We start from the raw sequence: 20,647 nt of genomic DNA on the forward strand, positions 1-20,647 counted from the left end.
TCCGTCGATTCGGAATCAGTGAGCATGAGCGAGGTTGGCCAGCCTCGCCACTCCTGCCATCGCGATACCCACCCCGTCGCCACGAAGACGGCAGTCGCGCAGGATCTTCCAGGTCTTCATCCGGGCGAAGGCGTGTTCGACGCGAGCACGGACCTTGCGGTGGGACTTGTTGTGGCCTGTTTCCATTGCGGCAGCTCGACACCCGGTGAGCGGCGGCGCGGGATGATCAGACCGGTGCCTCGGTAGCCGCCGTCGGCCATCACTACGGCGTTGCGGCAGGTATGAGCGGCACCGGACTCGGTCCAGGCACGACAGTCGTTGCGGTTGCCCGGTAACGGTTTCCCCAACGCGACGACGAGTTCGGTGTCAGCGTCGATCACGACCTGGTGGTTGGTCGAGTACCGGTAGTTCTTACTCGGCACTGCGACCTTGTGATCTCGGGTCGGGACCAAGGTGCCGTCCACGATCAACACCGCACCCCGTGGAAACCGGGCACGGGGCCGCAGCGCCAACGCCGGCCCCAGATCCTCGATCACCCGGGCCGCGGCCGACTTCGACACCCGAACACCGCCGCGAGCTGCCGCATCGTCAGATTCGTGCGCCAGTAGGTGGCCACCAGCAGCACCCGATCTTCGAAACACAATGCTCAGCGCCGACCTCGCAGCGGCCGGTCGACGCCTCGCGCCGCAATCCGGTGATCAGGCGAGCGAACGTGCGAGGCCGCAGCCCGGAGAACAACTCCACCATCACTGGATCGGACGCCGAGATCACCACCGCCGACACGATACCTGTTGCTGTTCAGCGACTTACGGGACATCCCTTAGGTGGACTTGTTCGCGCTGTCAGAAGGGACCGCGCCCAATCCATGAACGAACTCACGCGCGAGTTTCCGCCCTGCCTCGGTTGCCGCGTCGGGTGTGCACATGGAGCGGGGTTGATCCGATGTGGTCATAGTCCTAACCCGGTGCGCGCCGGAGTCGGGGACGATGTCCGATCGCGACGGTGTCGATATCGGCGCAATATTGGAGTACTCCACCATTTGAGTCAGTTCTGCGTGGTAATGGAATCGTCGATGCTGATCCCAAGGACGAGAGGTCGATCATGGCTATCCGCTACACGGTTGCTGCACGCGACACATGTCGGCGCTGGCCAGCCGCTTCTACGGCGACTCGTCGCTGTATCCGATGATCGCGATCGCAAACCGGATCGCCGACCCGAACGTGATCAGGGTCGGTCAGGTGCTCATCGTTCCCGGGCTCACCGCCACCCACACAGTGGTCGTAGGCGACACACTGTCCGGTCTGGCCGAGCGGTTCTACGGCGACCGCGCGCGGTTTCCGCTGATCGCGGCCGCTAACAAGCTCGCCGACCCGAACATGATCATCGTCGGGCAGACCCTGATCATCCCCGACCTGACACTCGCCAAGCACACACTGTTCTGTGTGCCCGGCACGTGGGAAGCCGTCGCCGCCGCCAACGCCAATCCGGGCGGAATCAGCCCGTCGGACCCCATCGGCATGCTGACCGGCATCACCAACGCCCTCGATCCGCAATGGTTCGACATCGAATACGTGAACTATCCCGCCAGTTTCGGACCCGTCCCCGGCGGCGGCGACGCCCTGCTCGACGCTCTGGGCCGACCGTCCTACCGCGCCTCCCGCGACATGGGTATCGCCGAACTGACCAGACTGATCAACGCGCACGAGGGGTCGTTCGGCCTGCTCGGCTACAGCCAGGGCGGGGCAGTGGTCTCGCTGGTCGGTCGCGACATCGTGTCCGGTTCACTGCAGGGCCGACGCGGCGACTGTCACTGGGTACACGCCCTCGCCTCACCGCATCGCGGGTTGGGCCGTACCTTCTATCTCGGCAATTTCCTGGCCTACCAAGGCATCTCGGGCGACAACATCACCGAAACCCACCCCATCGACTGGTTCGACTACTGCCTGCCCGGAGACATCTACGGCAATGCCAACATCGCGGGCACCTACTTGAAACAGGCCTACGACATCGCCACCGAATTCACCCTCACCGACCCGGTCGCCATGATCACCGGGATCGCCGAACACATTGTCGACTGGGTGAACTCAGGAATTCTGGGACCGATCGATCCCGCCCGCCTGTTCGCCACCGCAGTGGACCTCAACAACTTCCTGCGCGACTTCCCCCACGACAAATACGGAATCTGGGACATCATTCCCGAACGCACCGTACTCGCCCACTCGGCCGCTCACCTCAACTACTGGGGACCACACATCGCACCGGCCTGACAGCGCACGGCTGTCGGCCGCCAGTCTCTAGTTCTGGGGCGCTCAACGATCGTTGTGACGAAGGTCGAGAACAGCCTCGAGTGAGGCTCGACGGTGTGCCCTCGGTTCTGACCAGTGGAATGAGGTGGTCGCGATGGTGCCCCCACAGCTCTCGGACGGTCGTCGATCCGGACAGTGCTTCGTCGAGATCAGCACGGATACCGGCAACGGTGCGCAGCACTGCTTCGATGGCGCGTTGTCGGTGCGGTCCGGGACCAGACGGCCCTGAGTACTGAGAATGAGGGGCAAGACAGGGGGTGCCGTCGCGTCGTCTACCTGAGGTGTCGCGGAACCAAACCGGTGCGCTCCAGTGACCAGGCCACCGCGCTCCGCAGGCGGCCGCGAATTTCGGTGGCCACCCACGTCCGCCCCACGATGTGCGCTACGCACGCGCCGAGGAATTCATCGATGTGCCTCTCGCATTGTGGGACAGCTGAGCAGCGCCGTGATCCCCTCGCCGCCGCCCCGGCAAGGGGTTCAGGGGCGAAGGGAAGGCTGGAACTGCTGCGCCACGCCGCCACCGAACGCGACGACTTCCGGCTGGCCCTGCGTGGGGAGGCAAACGCAGTCGAAAAGTTGGCCCGGTTCGCACGCAAAAGCCCTGCGTCACTTGGCAATGCACTGCAGGTAGGTTCAATCTCGGATCTGATTGCGGCTGGCGCGGCGCCTGTGTGCGTGAGGCTCGGGCGCCTAGGATTGGTCCTGCCCCGCGACGTGGCGGCGGCGCGTGGGTGAACGGGGAAGGCTCGCCTCGAACGGTTGACCGTTCGAGGCGAGCCGCATCGCCTCACGAATACCGAGGGCCTCAGTGATTGCTGCGAATCGGCAGCGAAAGAACCGGCGCGGCCGGCAACGGGACGGGTCCGGGGAGTTCGGCGCCGAGCGTATTCAGTTGAACAAGTCGAGAAGCGAACCCTCGTTGTCCGAGCCGATGATTCCGACCGGCTTGCTGCTGGCGTCGTCGAGGATCGCGTCGAGGTTGGCTTGGATGTCCTCGGGAGTTGCCTCAGGGTTGGTGTAGCCGTTGTTCATCGTGAGCGCGAAGCGTTGCATCAAGCCACCCTGGCTGAGCAGTGTCTCGCCGGTGATGGAACAGTCCTCGTGTGCGAGGTAAGCGACCGTGGGGGAGACCATCGCGGTGGTCATAGTCTTCTCGAGTCGCTGTTTGAGATCGTCGGGAATCTCCGCCTCCGCCGCCATTCGCGTGTAGGCGGTGGGGGCGATCGCGTTCACGCGAATACCGACCTTGAGCGCTTCCATGGAGAGGGTGCGGGTGAACGAGAAGATGGCGCCTTTGGAGGCGACGTACGCGCTCTGCTGTTCGAAGCCGACCAGCGTCGGCGACGCGGTGTTGACGATTCGCCCCGCGCCGGACGCGATGAGATGGGGCCATGCAGCGGCAGTCACGGCTGCGGTGCCGAGGAAGTTGACCTCCATGTGCTGGCGGATGCCCTCGATCGCTTCCGGACCGAAGGGCGTCATGTGGTTGATGCCGGCATTGTTCACGACGATGTCGAGACGTCCGAATGCCTCGACCGCGGTCTGCACGATCGCTTCGGCGCCTGTCGACACACTGTCGTAGTTCGCCACGGCCTTTCCGCCCGCCGCGATGATCTCTGAGACCACGTCGTCAGCCGGAGAGGTGTCGAACCCGTTGCCTGCGGCAGAAGTTCCGAAGTCGTTGACCACGACCGATGCTCCTCGTGAAGCCAGCAGCAGCGCGTGCGAGCGGCCGAGCCCCCGACCGGCGCCCGTGACGATGGCGACCTTCCCGTCAAAACGCAACATGGTCTCTCGCTTCCCTCCATGCGTGGCATGGACGACAGGTTGACGGGACGCCTGGCGCCTCGTCGCATCTAAAATATATTTGATAGTATATGGCATCTTGGTTGCGGCGACGCAAGAGAATGAGCGAAATCAGCCGACGCTGTCTGTCCTCGGCGTGCGGCCGAGGTGCGCTCGGGAGGGTGCGAGCAGCCTTCGTCTGTCGGGTGCGGGTGGCGGCGAGACGCTGGAACTCAGCAGTCCGTAGCGGTCCGTCGTGGTCGGGCTGGCATGGCTGGTGGGCGAGATCGTCGTGCTGGTGTTCGGCCACCCGCCACCTGATGACATCGATCGCTTGCCGGCTCGCTAGCGTAAGTACGCGTCGTCGTCGGCGTTCGCACTGCGCCCGCACGCCCCTGAATCGGGCGCGCTCGCCGACCTCTACCTACGTGAAAGCCGCGACGATCTCCGAAATCGGAGCCACCGCCCACGCCATGGCCGATCTGGACCTGCTCGCGGCACTGGCCGCGGAACGATACTGCTGACCCCTGCGCGACCGGACCACACGATTTCGGCACCTTCTCCGCGCGGATCCGCCACACCATCGGGATATGTTGTCGTCGTGTTCCTGCGAAGTCTTGTCCCGCGGTTGCGGTCGCATGCGCTGCATTTCTGATGCTGACGGCAATCATGGTCGGCTTGCATCGAGGTTGGGTCGTGACGGAATTATGGCTGCTGGCGCTGCCGGTGCTCGTAGGGGGTGATCGTGATCGTGCGCTATTCGCGGTCGCATGGTCCGTGCTCGCAAGCAGGCGCAGCGATGGCCATTGGTGATCACCGCGGCGATGGCCGTGGTGAGAATCGGAGCACCGGCTCTGTTCGTTGCTTGTCCCGAGGTCGGGGCGTCGACCCGATTCTGGCTCGCGCGACCGGCGTTCACTGCGGTGGCCGCGTTGGAGACTGCGGACGACGACGGCTATTACGGCAGTCCCTTACCGCGCCACTTGTGTTTTGTATCGGCGAATTGCGAAGTGGCGGCTATCAATACCGTTGGGGGACCTCCGGTGCGGTTCGTGCCCGACTACCTGGGAATCCCCGACGGCGTGGAACTGGGCGGTGGATGGTGGTGCCTCGGCGGGTTGTCCGTAGAGGCGGGCACAGCGAGGGCCACCGGTGTTCCGGTGGCCCTCGCTACATGAATAGAGCGATCAGCTCAGGTGCTTGCCGAAGAACGGCACCAGGCTCTCCAGCGCTTCGCCGGTAGGGCCGGGCTGGTCGTAGAGGTCGTAGTGCGAGGCACCCTCGACCACGACGAGTTGCTTGTCCTTCGACGCGGCACGACCGTAGAGCTCCATGCTCAGTCGCTGCGAAGCGAAGGCGCCGGGCTTGTCGCCGATCACCACACACAGCGGCTGCGTCAGGAACACCTCGACGCGGTCGTAGGCGTCCCAATCGGCCAGGGCGGCTTGGCGACCGAAGTTGAAGCTGGTCTTGCCACCGGGGGCTTGGCCGCGATCGGTCTTGTAGTAGTCGGTGGCCTCGAGCACATCGATATCGGTGACGCCCGCCTGCTTGGCCGCCTCGACCGACGGAGGCAGCAGATCGTTGATCACCTGGGCCTGGCCGCGCGCCTGCGCGGTGCGCTGCGCGGCGATGGCCTCGAGCATGCCCATCGGGTTGTACTCGGAGAAGCCCTCGCGCATCAGCCGGCCGACGTTGCTGCCGACGACGGTGCTGAGTGCCTTGATCCGGCGGTCGATCTTGGTGGCCGCTACCGCATAGCCGGCGCCGCCACAGATCGCGAGCACACCGATGTTGTCCGCGTCGACATACGGCAGCGTGACGAGGTGGTCGATCACGAAGCTGAAATCGCTGGTCCGGAAGCCGGGATCCTCGACCGAGCGCGGATCGCCACCGCTGTCCCCCTGGAAGCTCGCGTCGAAGGCCGCTACCACGTAGCCCGCTTCGGCCAGGGCCTTGCCGTAGATGTTGCCCGATGTCTGCGCTTTGCAGCTGCCGGTGGGGTGGGCGGAGACGATGGTGGGATACACCTTCGACTCGTCGAACCCCGGCGGGAAGTAGATATCGGTTGCGATGTCCCAGGCCCAGCCCTTGACCGGCACCGTTGTGATGTTGTCTGCCATGACCTTCTCTCCCGTTCTGTAGCTATTCGCTGGCTACAACAGAAATCTACGGCCGTTTCGGCAGTCGAAGAAGGTCAGAACACTGCCTAGGAACGATCTCTCCCAGTCAGGCCCGGGGCTGAACTTCGGCCGGGCCGGATCGTCGCCGACCAGAAGTCGAGGCGGGGCCGCCCGACGAATTGCCCTTCGGCAACGTGGGGCAGGAGCCGATGCTCCCGCCCCACGCTGTGTGCCATCAGATCAATTCCAGCCGCCTGGCGAGGTTGCGATTGCCACGCTGTCGCTGCCCGGGCTAGCCATCGGCGAGTCGATCAAGCGTTGGAGACGGTACCCAAGACCGCCGGATCGAGCTCCAGGCCGATGTACTCCTCGGCATGCGTTGCGAAGCCGTTCTCAGTTTTCACGATGATGGTGTTGTGGATCTTCTGGCCATTGAACTCGCCGGAAAACTGCACGAGGAAACCAGTATCGGTCACGGTGAAGCGGCGGTTGGTCATCGTGGGCAGACCCCCGACAGTGTGTACGTTCTCGATCGCCTTTTCGAACGAAATCCAGACGTTGTCGTTGGAATGCCAAACCTGTGCGCCGGGCGCGCAGAGCGGGGCGAAATTGTCGACGTTGTCCAGTGCGTCGAGCCATGCCTGCGCGAGTTCTGCGTTGGTACGGGTGCTGGTTGTCATCGTTGACTCTATTCTCTTGGCCCGACGGGGTGCCGGGATTTTGTGAATTGCTGTGCGGATCAGGTGTTCCGACAGCGGTGATATTCAGTTGTGGTCCGGTGGGATCTCAGACGGCTCGCGTCCACGTGTGTAAGGCGTCGAGATCGACGAGCGCGCCGAGTGCGGTGCGCATGATGCTTGCCATATCGACTGCGTCGGGTTGCACGGCCCACTGCAGCTGCACGCCGTCGAGCAGGCCGATCACGCTCGACGCGGCATCCGCGTGGGAGAACTTCCCGCGGTATATCCCTCGCTCGTCAGCCAGTGCGAAACGCTGGGCCAGCAAGTCGCGGTAGGTGTTTCGGCGAGAGCGAAAGTGTTCGTAGGCCGGATGTGCGGGCGAGGTGGCCTCGGCGACGAGCATGACGTACACCCGAACCAATTCAGGCGTGTGACTCAGGGCGTCGGCCAGATCGATGATGCCGAGTAGTAAGCCGAAGTCTCCGGGCCGGAACGCGACAGTCTGCGCCCACTCGTCGCGCTGCTCCAGCACCGCTAGAAGCAGCGCTTGTTTGTCGGCGAAGTGATGGAAAATGTTTGCTGGACTGATGCCGGCATGCTCGGCGACGTTGCGCAATGTGCCGCACGCATAGCCCGAATCAGCGAACACCTGAAGTGCGCTGGCCAGAATGGCCTCACGCTTCGCCTCGCTCTTGGCGTAGCGGCCGCGCGTCCCGCAGCGGGTTCTGAGCTGGGTCATCGTCGTCCCGTCCATGTGCCCGGCAGGCCGGGATGAAAGCACTATATTAAATATCTACCAGATGTTCAATATTATATTTTGTGTGACGAGTGCGTGCTAGCTTCAGCTCGGCAGCCGCCACACGGAACATCTTTCGACCCTGGTGCCCCCGATGAGGGGAACCGACAGAACGGAGCAGTCGGTGCCAACTGCCTTGGAACGATTGATCGCGATCGAGGACTGCAAGCAGGCCCGATACAACTTCCACCGGTCTCTTGATACCAAGGACCGTGACCGCTACCTCTCGACAGTGTCAGCCGACCTGGTGTTCATTCCGAAGGACGCGAACAACCTCGACCTTCCCGAGATCGTCATGAACGGAGCCGACACGTTCTGGGGTTTCGCCGAGCAGGTTCTGCTCTCGCGCAAGTCGATCCATCTCGGCGTCGCGCCACAGATCACGGTGATCGACGAGAACAACGCCACCGGGTTCTGGTACATCTACGGCTATGGCGAGCTCACCGAGGCGGAGGCGGCAGAGAAGGCCGCCGAGGCGAAGGAGATCGATGAACACGCCAAGCAGGCACTCGAGATCTTCGCCGCGGATGCGGGCGGCAGCAAGAAGAGCCTCGCCTTCGAGAGCATCGAGGACGAGTATGTCCGGATCGATGGCAAGTGGGTCATCTCGAGGATCCTCGTAACCGCCCTCGCGAGCCTCTGAGTTCGAGCCACACGCCGAAGATGTTCGGTCACCGCAGGTACGCGCCTGCGGTGATACGGAATCTGGTCCGGGTGTTCGCGGCGCTTCCTGGGAACAGATTCTCCCCTGCAACGGGTGGTCGGCGGGTGCCACCATCGACTCGGACATCGCCACGGCGCGACGCTGTGGGCCGTGCGCCACCCACCGTCCGGACGCGGATAAGCGGTTGGCGCCGAGTGGATCGAGGAGACCGTCATTTCTACCGATATTTCCGAGCACCCGTCGCTCCATGCGGCGACACTGATCGTCGGTGGCTCGTTGGGTGGGTTGACCACAGCGCTCGCGCTGGCGGCTCGCGGAAGGGCGGTCACCGTTCTCGAGCGGACAGGTGGGCGCACACAGCGGGGCGTGGCCATTTTGGTATCCGGCGCGAGCTTACGTGGGGCGCTCGGTGCGCAAGCGCGCGAGATCGTCGGTAAGGCACTCGGTCCCGCGTCGATGCGGCAAGGGGCCTACCCACACTCCTGGTGGGACGTGTATTCGGCACTGCGCGATGCCGCCGATGCGGAGCCGCTCATCACAGTGGTCGAGAACGCTCACGTCACCGAGGTCGGACAGGACGACGACGCTGCCTGGGCCCGCCTAGCGGACGGATCGGTGTGGACCGGCGACGTGCTGCTGGGCGCCGACGGCTACCGCAGCGTGGTTCGCCGCTGGGTGGATTCGGCCCGGCCTGTCGCAGACTACGCGGGATACGTTGTGTGGCTGGGGCAGTCGGATCTGCCGGAGTACTACCTCAAGCGAGCCGGTGGCCCCGATTTCTTCTCCGGGGAGGACGACATGCTCGCCGTGTACCCGCTGATCGATCGTGACGGCGGCGTCACCCGCTACGGATGGGGCTGGTTCGATCCGCACCACACCTCGTTGTTCCGGCGGATCGGAGCAATCGACGGTGCGGAGGTCAAGTACACGCCGCGCGTGGACGCTGTCCCCGGCGAGGTCTACGACGAAATGATCCGCACCGCCGAGACTCGGTGGCCCGAACCCTGGCGCACGGGTGTCGTCGAGGCGTTCCGGGCGAGGGATGTGGTGGCCACCCCGATCACCGAATACCTACCGCATCGGGTGGTCAACGGCCGCATCGGTGTGCTCGGTGACGCCGCGCACGCTCAGACGCCCATGACCGGTGCCGGATTCGAAGAAGCAGTAGCGGATGCGGTCGCGCTGGCAGAGGCGCTCGACGGCGTGGATGCCGAGCAAGGCCTCGAACGCTATGAAACGGCCCGGTTGGCCGGAATGCGCAGTCGGGTATCGGCAGGGCAGTCCTTCAGCCGGTCCTTCGCGGGCATCTAGAATTCTTCGGAGCTGCGAGAATCATGGTCGTCGAACTCGATGTGATTGCGGCGCAACAAGATCCACCCTGACGCCGCAAGCGGGCCTCGACCGGTGTCGAGCCCCGCTTGCCGTGCCGGTGCGGCTCGTCAGTCCAGGTTGATGTAGACCGCTTTCGGGTAGAGGTAGGACTCCACGTGTTCCTTGGCGCCCTTCCATCCGTATCCGCTCATCTTGTACCCGCCGAAGCCGATCGAGGGGTCGAGGACGCCGTAGCAGTTCACCCAGATCGTGCCGGCCTGGATACCGCGGGAGACGTTGTGCGCGGTGGACAGGTCACGGGTCCATACCCCGCCCGCCAGTCCGTATTCGGTGTCGTTGGCGATGCGGAGGGCGTCGTCGACGTCGTCGAAGGGAATGACCGAAGCGACGGGCCCGAAGATCTCCTCGCGCGCGATGGTCATGGTATTGGTGGCATCAGCAAAGATGGTCGGTTCCAGAAAGTAGCCCGCACCGAGTTCGTCGAGGCGCTTGCCGCCGGCGACCAGTTCGGCGCCCTCGGTGCCGCCGATCTGGATGTACTGCTGCACCCGGTCGAGCTGACGCTGATTGATCAGCGGTCCCAGCTGCGTGTCCGGGTCGAGGCCGTCGCCGACGCGCACGGTCTTGGTGAATTCGCCGATGCGGGCGACGAATTCGTCGTAGATCGCGCGCTGCACGAGGATGCGGGAGCCGGCGACGCAGACTTGACCGCTGTTGGTGTAAACGCCCATAGCGGCTCCGGGCACGGCCTTGTCCAGGTCGGCGTCGGCGAAGACGATGTCGGGTGACTTGCCGCCCAGTTCCAGCTGCAGTCGTTTGAAGTTGGTCGCCGAGGCGCGCACGATCGACCGGGCGGTGCCGACCGAACCGGTGAACGCGAGCCGGTCCACATCGCGATGCTCGGACAGCGCCTGGCCCGCTTCAATGCCGTAGCCGGTGACGACATTGATCACGCCGTCGGGTACGCCGGCCTCGGTCAGCAGTTCCGCGATACGCAGTACTGACAGCGAGGCATCCTCAGCGGGCTTGAGCACCGCGGTGCAGCCGGTAGCGAGCGCGGGCCCGAAGATCCACCACAGGCCGATCAGGGGGCCGTTCCACGGAATGACGCCGCCGACCACGCCGACGGGGGCGAGGTGCTTGAGGGTGAGGAAGTTGCCCGGCAGTGAGTTGGGGGGAGTGGAAGCAGTCGCGAGGTCGCACTGGGAGGCGAAGAACTGCAGGACCTGCGAGGTCCATTCGGCCAGCCCGCGCGTGCGCTGCAGGGGGGCGCCCATGTCGAGGGTCTCGATGGTGGCGAGCTCCTCGAAGTTGTCGAGCACCACATCGTGGACCTTCAACAGCAGCTTGCGTCGCTGGTGCGGCGTCCAGCGGCTCCACTCACCTTCGAACGCGCGCCGGGCGGCGGCGACAGCGCGGTCGATATCGGTGGCATCGCCCGCGGCGATCTGCGAGATGACCTGCCCGGTGGCCGGATTGACGACATCGATCTGTCGCCCGGAGGCGGCGTCGACCCACTGGCCGTCGATGAGATGGCGCTTCGGGCCGGAGATGAACGCGGGCACTTCATGAACTGATGCAAGCATATCGGGCATAATATATTCTCCTTGAGGCGCTTATCGCCAGCCCTCGGGTGGAACCGGGGATCGGTAGTGGTGTTGGGATCAGAGATCGTCGTCGAGGTGGTCGTCGTCCACGGGGCGGGTCAGCAGCTGTTCGATGAAAATCTTCGTGGCGGGGCTGAATTCGCGTCCGCGAGCGGTGGCGAGGTGGATCCGCCGCTCGGCCCATGGCTCGTCGAGGTCGAGTACGGCGACGCGACCGGTCCATTCGTGGCCCACCAGGCATTCGGGCTGCACGGTGACGCCCAGCCCGGCATTGACCAGGCTGATCGCGGCGCCGCCGCTGCGCAGGACGTGCTTGGGCGCGTACGCCTCGCCGACACGCTGGGCTGCCGCGCGCAGCGCCCCGACCAAGGCGCGTGGAGCGATCAGATTCTCCGGCAGCAGATCCCGGATCGTCACGCTGGTCTGCCCGCTGAGCGGGTGCCCGAGTGGGACCACCGCGACGATGCGGTCGCGCCGATACGGGGTCACCTCGACACCGTCGAGGTCGAGTCCGTACGCCGAGGCGAAAACGCCCAGGTCTGCCTCGCCTCGTGCAACCTCTTGGACGATGTCAGCGTTCTCGACCTCGTGCACGACCAGATCGACCAGCGGGTATTCGCGGTTGAAGTCGCCGAGCTCACGGGCCAGGAACGGCACGATCACCGACCTCGCCGACACGATGCGCAACTCGCCCTGCACGCCTTCGGTGAGCGAGGCGAACTCCGTGCGCATGTCGTCGAGACTGTCGAAGATCATGCGCGCGTGGCGGGCCAGGATCGCACCCGCCGGACTCGGCGCCACGCCCTTCGGGGTGCGGTCGAGCAGCTTGACCCCGGCGATGTTCTCGAGCACCTGGATCCGCTTGGTCGCGGTGGACGCGGCGATGTTCTCGCGGATCGCGGCCAGGCCGATCTGCTGTTCTTCGATCGCGGAGAGGAACAGTCGCAAGGTGAACAGGTCGACCTGTCGGATCAGGTGCAACCGGTTGAGCGTGCCCATGTCACCTCCGCGGACGATCTGTGGCCGGTGACTCCGAGCATAGTCCAGACGCCGACAAAGAATATTTAATATCTCGCATTCAGGAAGTCGGCACCCGTTCGATGAGAGCGACCTTGACATGGTCGGGTCGTTTCAGTGTGCCATCGGGCACCAGCTCCACGACCGACTTCACATTGAGCGCCGAACGCACTCGTCCTTCGATGGTGGTGCGCAGGTCCTCGCGCTGCTCGGCGCTCAGATCGTGGGCGTACTCGACCACCAGCGGCAGTGGACGCTGGGTCGAATGACCCTCGAAGTCGGCTCGGATGCGCATCTCGCCGGTGGTCGCGGGAACCAGCTCCATGACGAGCTCCTTGACCGCCGACGGGAACAGGTTGATGCCACGCACGATGAGCATGTCGTCGGTGCGTCCGACACAGCGCACCTTGTAACCCGTTCGGCCACAAGCGCAGTCGGTTCCGGTCACCACCACGTGGTCGCGAGTGCGGAACCGCAGCAGGGGAGAGGCCTGGCGGCGCAGGGCGGTGTAGACGAGCTCACCGCCGGCGCCGGCGACCGGCGCCACCTGTTCGCCGGTCTCCGGGTTGATGAGTTCGGCGATCATCAGATCCGGCGACAGGAAGTGCATGCCGTCGCCGACCTCGCATTCGCCCCAGTAGGTGCACGCGATATCGGTGCCACCCAACATCTCCCGTGCCGTCGCGCCCCAGAGCGACTCGAGCTTCTCGCGCACCGCGGGCAGCCCGCCGCCGGGTTCGCCGCCCACGCTGATCGCGCGCACCCCTAGCTCGGCGGCGGCGCGGCCGACGATCTGCGGAGCCTGCTCGGCCAGGTGGGTGAGGAAGTAGGGGGTGCCGATCAGGGCGTTGGGGCGCTGATCGGCCTGCACACGAAGCAGTCGCTCGGCGCCGGCCTCCGCGCCGATCGGGATATCGACGATGCCCATGTACTGCAGGATCTGCACGATCGGCAGGCCGCCGACAAAACCCTTGCTCATGCCGAAGCCGTGCAGCAAGCGGTCGCCGGGCCGAAAACCGTTGGCGTACAGGGCGCGTGCGCCCAGCTCACTCCAGGTGCGGATATCGCTGACGGTGAGGCCGACGTAGGACGGTGAGCCGGTGGTGCCCGACGAAGCCTGGATCTGCACGATATCGGCATCGGCGGCCGCCACGTGCGCACCCAGCGGCGGAGCGGCGGCGAGGCTGTCGCGCAGTTCCTGCTTCTCGGTGAACGGGAGATCCGCCAGATCGGCAACCGTCTCGATCTTGCCGACGTCGACACCGTGCTCGGCGAACTTTGCCTGGTAGAACGCGCTGTTTGCGGCCAGATAGGCGAGCTGCTCCCGGAGGCGCTCGTCTTGGACCCGCCGCGACTGAGTCGCCGACAAGGTCTCGACGGCACTCCAGTACTGCGCCGAGAAAGGAACACTTCTCATGATGACTCCCGAATGGCCGTTGCAACGTCGCCGCGCTACCGTTGCGGTTCGGCGACGATTGTTCCCTGACCATAGTTGGGCTATTACAGCTATTCAATTCACTGTCTTCGAACTACCACTTCGGAATTTTTCACTTGCTAACAGACTGGGTGCGGGTCAATCTCGAACTATCGGCGGCATGCCTGCCTGACCTGCTGGTTCGTGGGTGGTTGTGGGTAGGCCGGATCGAATGGTCGAGTATCGGACCACCCGCCGCGGGATTCGAAGCTGTCGAATGACGAATTCGAAGATCATCACTTGGCGCCCGAGTGGGCGGGAATTAACGTACTGCTCGGCGAAACAATTATCCGAAACCATCGCATTACGGAGCGCAAGAATGAATTCGAACTTCCTGGACGAGTCGCAGGCCGACTGGCTCGACACCGTGAACAAGTTCATGGACAACGAGATCACCGTGGAGTACGTGCGCAAGTGCGACACCGGCCGGGAGTACCCGTACGAGGCATACGAGAAGATCGCCGCGCAGGGCTGGCTCGGCATCCTCATCGACGAGGCCGAGGGTGGCTCCGGCGGTGACATCTTCGACTACTCGCTGATGGCCGAGGGCCTGGGCAAGTACGGTTTCGACTTCGCCTGCTCGGTGCTGGTGCCGACCTTCACCGCGATGAACATTCTCAAGTACGGCACCGACGAGCAGAAGGCGCGCTACGTCAAGCCGTTCATCGACGGCCAGATCCGGTTCTCGGTCTCGATCTCCGAGCCCGACGCCGGTTCCGACGCCTCCAACACCAAGACCCGCGCCCGCCAGGAAGCCAACGGCGACTGGGTGATCTCGGGCCAGAAGCTGTGGTGCTCGGGTGCCGCGGCCAAGGACACCGTCATCGCGATGCTGGTGCGCACCGATGCCGACGACAAGCACGGTGGTCTCTCGGTCCTGCTGATCCCGAACGACACCCCGGGCCTGGACATTCGCAAGCTGCCGACCCTGTCGCGTCATGCGACCGGTACCACCGAGATCTTCCTCGACGAGGTGCGTGTGCCCGCCGACGCGCTGCTCGGCAAGGTCGGACAGGGCTGGAAGATCATCACCGATCACCTCGAGCTCGAGCGTTGTGCCGTCGCCGCGGCTTACGTCGGCAACGCCCAGGAGGCGGTGCGCGCGGCCAACAAGTACGCCCATGAGCGTATCCAGTTCGGCAAACCGATCTACGAGTTCCAGGTGCTCAAGCACATGCTGGCCGAGAACCAGACCCGCGTCGACGCCGCGCGTCTGCTCTGCTACCGCGCCGCCAAGATGAAGGCCGCCGGTCTGCCCGCCGCTCGCGAGACCTCCATGGCCAAGCTCTACGGCTCCGAAACCCTCAAGCAGTGCGCCCTCGACGGTATGCAGATCCTGGGTGGCTACGCCAACCTGCCCGAGGCCGACATGGAGCGCTACCTGCGCGAGAGCGTGCAGTCCACCATCGGTGGCGGCACCTCGCAGATCCAGCGCACCATCATCGCCAAGTCGATGCGCCTGTAGTCCGGCGTGTAAACCACCCTCCCGAAAGCACTCTGAGGAGACCTTCGATGGCCACCATCAACAATCGCATCGACATGCCGCTCGACGAGATCGAGGTCGGCACCGTGTTCCGCTCGGGCGGACGCACCATCACCGAAGCCGACGTCGTGAATTACTGTGCGCTGACCGGCAACTGGATCGAGATCCACTCCAACGTGCACTACGCCGCGCAGACCCGCTTCGGCAAGCGCCTGGTGCAGGGTTCGCTGACCTACTCCCTGATGACCGGCCTGATCCAGTTCGGCCCGTCGATCCAGGCGAACTACGGCATCGACAATCTGCGCTACCTCAAGCCGGTGCTGATCAACGACACCATCTACGTCACCGCCGAGGTCATCGCCAAGAAGGACAAGGACGAGAAGTTCGGCGTCGTCACCTTCCTGATGAAGGCGCTCAACCAGGACGGCGACGTGGTCCAGCGCAGCGAGTGGAGCCTGCTCATGCTGCGCAAGCGCGAGGACCTCGACGCACTCGTCGGCGCCTCGCTGCCAACCGAAAAGGTGCGGGGCTGACCTCATGACCGCACAACCCGTCGCAGCGATCGTCGGCATGGGCGATGCCTATGCCACGCGCGCCAATCGCAAAGACCCGCTGCAGCTGGCCGTCGAGGCCACCGTGGCGGCACTCGCCGACGCGGGGATCACGAAGGATCAGGTGGACGCCCTGTTCACCGGTCGTTCGCCGTGGGCCGACAAACGCTCGCAGTGGAACAACATCTTCGCCTCGCACATGCAGATGCCGTTGACGTTCACCAGCGAACTCACCCTGCACGGCGCCGGCCTCACCGCCACCCTTGCCCAGGCATCACAGATGATCGCCGCGGGCAAGGCGGCATACGTGCTGTGCCTGCAGAGCGACGCGACGGAGTTGTTCGTCGACGCCGTGGCCATGGGCGCGGAGGCCGACGCGGATCCGCAGTTCGAAGTGATGTACGGACCGACGATCCCGTCCCTCTACGCCCAGGCCGCGCGCCGGTACTTCCACGAATTCGGCATCACCGAAGCCGATCTCGCCGAGGTCGCCGTTGCCAACCAGCGCTGGGGCGCCCACCACCCGCACGCAGCCAAGGCCAAGCACGGCGAGATCGATGTCGCCACGGTGCTCGCCTCGCCCTACGTGGCCACCCCGTTGCGCCGGTGGATGTGTTCCACCTGGGGCGGCGGTACCGGCGGTGCACTGGTCGTCACCGCGCCCGACAATGTGAGGGCCGACCAGAAGCCGGTATACCTGCACGGGTACGGCTCGGCCACCACCCACGAGTACCTGTCGGACCGGATGAACATGCGCACCTGCAAGTTCGCCGACTTCGGCACCCTGCCCAACCTCACCCACACCGCCACCATCGAGGCGGCGCGGCAGGCCTACGCGATGGCCGATCTCGGCCCCTCCGACATCGACATGGTGCAGATGTCGGTGAACTTCGCGCACATGGGCCCGATCGTCATGGAGGACTTGGGTTTCGCGAAGAAGGGGCGTGGTATCGACGTCTATCGCGAAGGCCGCACCGGCGTCGACGGCGACCTGCCGACCGACACCAACGGCGGCTGGCTGTCCTTCGGCCAGCCCGGCATCTCCTGCAACATGGACACCATCATCGAGACCGTGCGCCAGCTGCGCGGACAGGCACTGGGACTGACGCCGACCCGCAAGCCGGAAACCGCACTGGTGCAGGGCGCGGGCGGCATGTTGGCGGCGGGCAGCGTCCTGGTGCTGGCGTCCTGAGCGGGAATCGGAGAACATCATGAGCGAATCAACCAACGACTGGCCGCAGCCGTACCAGCTGCTCGACGCCGCGCCCTATTGGGCGGCGCTGGACGATCAGCGCTTGACCTTTCAACGCTGTGCCGACTGCGCCGAAGCCGTCTGGCCCGCGCATTCGTATTGCCCGTACTGCGCCTCCGCAGCACTGGCCTGGGAGGAGTCGGCCGGACGCGGCACGGTCTATTCCTTCAGTACGGTGATGCGCGGCCCGACCCCGGTGTGGGCGTCTATCACGCCCTACACCGTCGGATTCGTCGAGATGGCGGAGGGCTACATGCTCTTCGCCCAGATCGAAGGCGACCCGGAGTCCATCGCGATCGACCAGGACGTCACCGTCCGCTTCGTCGAACGTGGCGCCCAGACCATCCCCGTTTTCACCGCCGCGAACCCCGGGTAGAGGTGCACGATGACACAAGACGATCGATCACGACCAGGGCAGGAGTAGGCGATGCAGAACGAACTTCCGCTGGCCGGGATCGTCGTGGTCGAGCTCGGTGACAGCGCCTCGGCGCCGTTCACCGGCAAGATCCTCGCCGAACTCGGCGCCGAAGTGTGGAAGGTCGAGCGGCCGACCGGGGATTCGTCGCGAGGCTGGGGCCCGAGTATGTGGAAGGGCAGCGGCGCTGCGTTTCACGCACTCAACCGCGGTAAACGGTCCATCAAGATCGACATCAAGGACCGCGATCAGCTTGCGCTCTTGCACCAGTTGATCGCAGAACGCGCCGATGTGTTCCTGCACAATCTGCGACCGGGCTCGGCGGCCAAATACGGCCTGGATGCCGAAAGCCTGCGGGTGACCAAGCCCGAGCTCGTGCATTGCGAGGTCGGTGCCTTCGGACACAGCGGGCCGATGAACATGCTGCCAGGCTACGACCCGCTGATGCAGGCATTCTCCGGAATCATGAGCATCACCGGCGAGAACACCGGACCGCCGGTGCGCGCGGGAGTGTCGATCATCGACTTCGGCACCGGCATGTGGGCCGCGATCGGTATCCTGGCCGCGCTGCATCGCCGTCAGTCCAAGCTCGACGGCGCCGCGGTGAACGCGTCGCTGCTGGAAACGGCGATCGGATGGATGTCGATCGGCGCGGCCGGCTACAACGCCGACGGCGCACCCGGCGAACGCCGCGGATCCGGCGTCGCGTTCATCGTGCCGCACCGCGCGTACTCGGCCGCCGATGGCGATCTGATCGTCAGTTGCGGCAACGACGGCCTGTTCGCACACCTGAGCCGGGCGTTGGATCGGCCGGAGTGGGCGAGCGATGAGCGGTTCGCCACGAACGCGGGACGGCTGGCCAATCGGGCCGAGATCGACCGGCTGATCGGCGATCGGCTGGCCGAACAACCGCGCGAATACTGGCAGAAACGGTTGCAGGACTTCGGTGTCCCGGTCGCGCCGGTACAGACGACCGCCGAGATGGTCGCTCACGAGCAGACCAGGGCGCTCGGCATTATCGGCGCACCCTCCGAAGAAGAGCTCGGGGTCGTGGGTCTGCCGTTGTCGTTCGACGGCAAACGGCCACCACCGTTGGCGGCCGCGCAAGATATCGGCGGAGCCGACGACCAACTGCGCGACAGTCTCCGAATGGGTGGAAACGGCAATGGGTAGTGCCAGTGGCCCGCTCGCGGGCATCCGCATCGTCGAACTGGGCGGGGTCGGACCGACCCCGTTCGCCGCGATGCTGCTGTCGGATCTGGGTGCCGACATCATCCGGTTGGATCGCCCCCCGGGCTACGACGGTGGCGCGCCGATCAACGCGCGGTTCAATCTACTCAACCGGGGCAGGCGCAGCGCGGTCTTCGACTTGAAGAAGCCCGCGGCGGTCGAAGCGGTGCTGCGACTCGTTGCCGAGGCGGACGTGGTGCTCGAAGGATTTCGGCCCGGCGTCGCGGAGAAGCTCGGCCTCGGCCCCGAACAGTGCACGGCGGTCAATCCGGCGCTGGTCTACGGCCGGATGACGGGCTGGGGCCAATTCGGCCCGCTCGCACAGGATCCCGGCCACGACGTCAACTACATCTCACTGACCGGCGTCTTGCACTCGGTCGGCCGCGCCGGTGAACCGCCCGCCATCCCGCTGAACCTGGCGGGTGATTTCGGCGGGGGCTCCTTATATTTGGCGCTGGGTGTGGTGTCCGCGCTGCTGGAAAGCCGCACCTCGGGTCGGGGCCAGGTGGTCGACGCCGCCATGGTCGACGGCTCGGCCTCGCTGATGACCCTGTTCTACGGCCTGTTCGCCGCCGGCTACTGGAGCGACGAGCGCGGCGTGAACCGGCTCGACTCGGGCGCGCCCTGGTACAACGTGTACGAAACAGCCGACTGCGGCTGGATCAGCTTGGGCGCCAACGAATCCCGCTTCTGGCGCAACCTGCTGCGCATCATGGACATCGACGAATCGGAGATGCCCGACCAGCACGACAAATCGCAGTGGCCGTCGGTGCACAAACGGTTCACGTCGGTATTCCTGACGAAGACCCGCGACGAATGGTGTGCCCTCGCAGAGGGGCAGGAGGCGTGCCTGGCCCCGGTGCTCTCGCTCACCGAAGCACCGCGACACGCGCACCTGCGTGCTCGCGGGACCTTCGTCGACATTGACGGAGTGGTCCAGCCCGCTCCCGCACCGCGATTCAGCCGCACACCGGGCATGATCCAGCGCCCACCCGCCGAACCCGGCGAGCACACCGACGAGGTTCTGCATGACTGGGGCTTCACTGCTGCCGAGCTCACCGCCCTGCGTGATCAACAGGCCATCGCCTGACCTCAGTGTGACCGACGAAGCGCTCGGTGCGAAACTTCCGCCGAGCGCGTTCTCGTTGCCCGGTGTGGCTACTTCGAGCCTGTCGGCCCGAAGTTGAATTCCGAGGGTTGGAGAATGACAAACCCTTCGCCGAGGAATCGCACCTGCGCGACCTCACCGGACCCGCCGCGCAGCATCGATCCGAAACTCTGGGTGCGCACGATGGAGGTCTGCAGGCCCGAGGACCAGCCGATCAGGGCATCGGAATCGGCGAACACCGGTTGCTGGTGACTGACTGGGATGACGATCGGCTGACCGTGGCTGGTGATCGCCAGCCGACCCTGTCCTTGGAACACACAATTGAACAATCCGCCACCGACGAAAGCACCTGCGCCGGAGACCATCTGGATGTCATAGCCGAGTGAAGGCTCGTAGACGAGGATGTGTTTGCCGTTGATCGACAGTGAATCGCCGGGGTCGAGGTCGATCAGAAAACACTCCGAGGAATGGTGCGCGAACCAGACCTCACCCTGCCCGCGGCAGCTCATCAACGGCACCCCCTCACCGGTCGCGAACCGCTTGACCAGGTTGCGCAGCCCCTGGCTCTTGACCTCGAACGCGAATTGCCCGCGGTAGCCGATCATGGCACCTTGGCGGGCGTACACCTCGCCGTTCACGCAGGCCTTCACACACCTGGAGTGCTGCAGGGTGATGCCGAGTTGCGTTGCCTGCTGGGCCATATTGTCGGCGTGGAAGATCTCACTGCGCATGCGCGTCTGTGCTCCTGAACGATTGCGGGGCAGCCTGTTCGGGCCGGCGCGGGTCGGCCGAGCGCCTGCCCCACGATACCGAGCTGCCGGATC

General features: G+C 65.0%; 17 protein-coding genes and 1 pseudogene. 9 read left to right on the forward strand and 9 right to left on the reverse strand.

Annotated features, from left to right (window positions below; all coding sequences use genetic code 11):
- Positions 1-15: 15 nt before the first annotated feature.
- Positions 16-747: pseudogene (locus ACFTS5_RS06620) on the reverse strand (transposase).
- Positions 748-1,136: 389 nt separating this feature from the next.
- Here ACFTS5_RS06620 and ACFTS5_RS06625 point away from each other — a divergent pair.
- Complete coding sequence (locus tag ACFTS5_RS06625; protein WP_378628045.1) at positions 1,137-2,267, forward strand: LysM peptidoglycan-binding domain-containing protein; 1,131 nt, start codon at positions 1,137-1,139, stop codon at positions 2,265-2,267.
- A gap of 927 nt (positions 2,268-3,194) precedes the next feature.
- On the opposite strand, the gene ACFTS5_RS06630 is transcribed toward ACFTS5_RS06625, so the two are convergent.
- From ACFTS5_RS06630 to ACFTS5_RS06645, 4 genes are all read right to left on the reverse strand, one after another.
- Entirely contained in the window at positions 3,195-4,190 is a 996-nt protein-coding gene (locus ACFTS5_RS06630; RefSeq protein ID WP_378628047.1) for an SDR family NAD(P)-dependent oxidoreductase, read from the reverse strand.
- Between the two features lie 1,088 nt (positions 4,191-5,278).
- Positions 5,279-6,214: an alpha/beta hydrolase gene (locus ACFTS5_RS06635; protein ID WP_378628049.1), complete on the reverse strand. Its 936-nt coding sequence runs from the start codon at positions 6,212-6,214 to the stop codon at positions 5,279-5,281.
- Between the two features lie 311 nt (positions 6,215-6,525).
- Positions 6,526-6,894, reverse strand: a complete 369-nt coding sequence (locus ACFTS5_RS06640; protein WP_378628051.1) for a hypothetical protein — start codon at positions 6,892-6,894, stop codon at positions 6,526-6,528.
- A 106-nt stretch (positions 6,895-7,000) separates the two neighbouring features.
- Positions 7,001-7,633, reverse strand: coding sequence for a TetR/AcrR family transcriptional regulator (locus tag ACFTS5_RS06645; RefSeq protein ID WP_378628052.1), 633 nt, complete (start codon positions 7,631-7,633; stop codon positions 7,001-7,003).
- 181 nt (positions 7,634-7,814) lie between these two features.
- Here ACFTS5_RS06645 and ACFTS5_RS06650 point away from each other — a divergent pair, with 181 nt between their 5' ends.
- Positions 7,815-8,333: a nuclear transport factor 2 family protein gene (locus ACFTS5_RS06650; protein ID WP_378628054.1), complete on the forward strand. Its 519-nt coding sequence runs from the start codon at positions 7,815-7,817 to the stop codon at positions 8,331-8,333.
- A 387-nt stretch (positions 8,334-8,720) separates the two neighbouring features.
- Positions 8,721-9,665, forward strand: coding sequence for an FAD-dependent monooxygenase (locus ACFTS5_RS06655; RefSeq protein ID WP_378628055.1), 945 nt, complete (start codon positions 8,721-8,723; stop codon positions 9,663-9,665).
- Positions 9,666-9,793: 128 nt separating this feature from the next.
- Here ACFTS5_RS06655 and ACFTS5_RS06660 read toward each other — a convergent pair whose 3' ends face one another.
- The 3 genes from ACFTS5_RS06660 to ACFTS5_RS06670 form a co-directional block, all read right to left on the reverse strand.
- The gene (locus ACFTS5_RS06660; protein ID WP_378628058.1) at positions 9,794-11,272 is read right to left on the reverse strand and encodes an aldehyde dehydrogenase family protein; all 1,479 of its coding nucleotides are present in this window, start codon (positions 11,270-11,272) and stop codon (positions 9,794-9,796) included.
- Between the two features lie 78 nt (positions 11,273-11,350).
- On the reverse strand, positions 11,351-12,292 hold the full coding sequence (locus ACFTS5_RS06665; RefSeq protein WP_378628060.1) for a LysR family transcriptional regulator: 942 nt from the start codon (positions 12,290-12,292) through the stop codon (positions 11,351-11,353).
- Between the two features lie 79 nt (positions 12,293-12,371).
- On the reverse strand, positions 12,372-13,727 hold the full coding sequence (locus ACFTS5_RS06670; protein ID WP_378628062.1) for a phenylacetate--CoA ligase family protein: 1,356 nt from the start codon (positions 13,725-13,727) through the stop codon (positions 12,372-12,374).
- A 376-nt stretch (positions 13,728-14,103) separates the two neighbouring features.
- On the opposite strand from ACFTS5_RS06670, the gene ACFTS5_RS06675 reads away from it, so the two are divergent.
- Genes ACFTS5_RS06675 through ACFTS5_RS06700 form a run of 6 tightly spaced genes read left to right on the forward strand, consistent with a single transcriptional unit; the run spans position 14,104 to position 19,805 of the window.
- Entirely contained in the window at positions 14,104-15,249 is a 1,146-nt protein-coding gene (locus ACFTS5_RS06675) for an acyl-CoA dehydrogenase family protein (protein ID WP_378628064.1), read from the forward strand.
- Between the two features lie 47 nt (positions 15,250-15,296).
- A complete protein-coding gene (locus tag ACFTS5_RS06680) occupies positions 15,297-15,800 on the forward strand; it encodes a MaoC/PaaZ C-terminal domain-containing protein (protein ID WP_364708891.1) in 504 nt (167 codons plus the stop codon).
- 4 nt (positions 15,801-15,804) lie between these two features.
- Entirely contained in the window at positions 15,805-17,010 is a 1,206-nt protein-coding gene (locus ACFTS5_RS06685; protein ID WP_378628066.1) for a thiolase family protein, read from the forward strand.
- Between the two features lie 19 nt (positions 17,011-17,029).
- Entirely contained in the window at positions 17,030-17,446 is a 417-nt protein-coding gene (locus ACFTS5_RS06690; RefSeq protein WP_378628067.1) for a Zn-ribbon domain-containing OB-fold protein, read from the forward strand.
- A gap of 51 nt (positions 17,447-17,497) precedes the next feature.
- Entirely contained in the window at positions 17,498-18,658 is a 1,161-nt protein-coding gene (locus ACFTS5_RS06695) for a CaiB/BaiF CoA transferase family protein (RefSeq protein WP_378628069.1), read from the forward strand.
- Positions 18,651-19,805 (forward strand): CaiB/BaiF CoA transferase family protein, encoded by a 1,155-nt coding sequence (locus ACFTS5_RS06700; RefSeq protein WP_378628070.1) that lies wholly within the window; start codon positions 18,651-18,653, stop codon positions 19,803-19,805. The genes ACFTS5_RS06695 and ACFTS5_RS06700 overlap by 8 nt, the downstream gene beginning before the upstream one ends.
- A gap of 68 nt (positions 19,806-19,873) precedes the next feature.
- On the opposite strand, the gene ACFTS5_RS06705 is transcribed toward ACFTS5_RS06700, so the two are convergent.
- Complete coding sequence (locus ACFTS5_RS06705; protein WP_378628071.1) at positions 19,874-20,554, reverse strand: AIM24 family protein; 681 nt, start codon at positions 20,552-20,554, stop codon at positions 19,874-19,876.
- Positions 20,555-20,647 lie beyond the last annotated feature (93 nt).

Origin of the sequence: Nocardia sp. NPDC056952, assembly GCF_042674185.1 — a bacterium.
In the GTDB taxonomy this organism is placed as follows: Bacteria; Actinomycetota; Actinomycetes; order Mycobacteriales; family Mycobacteriaceae; genus Nocardia.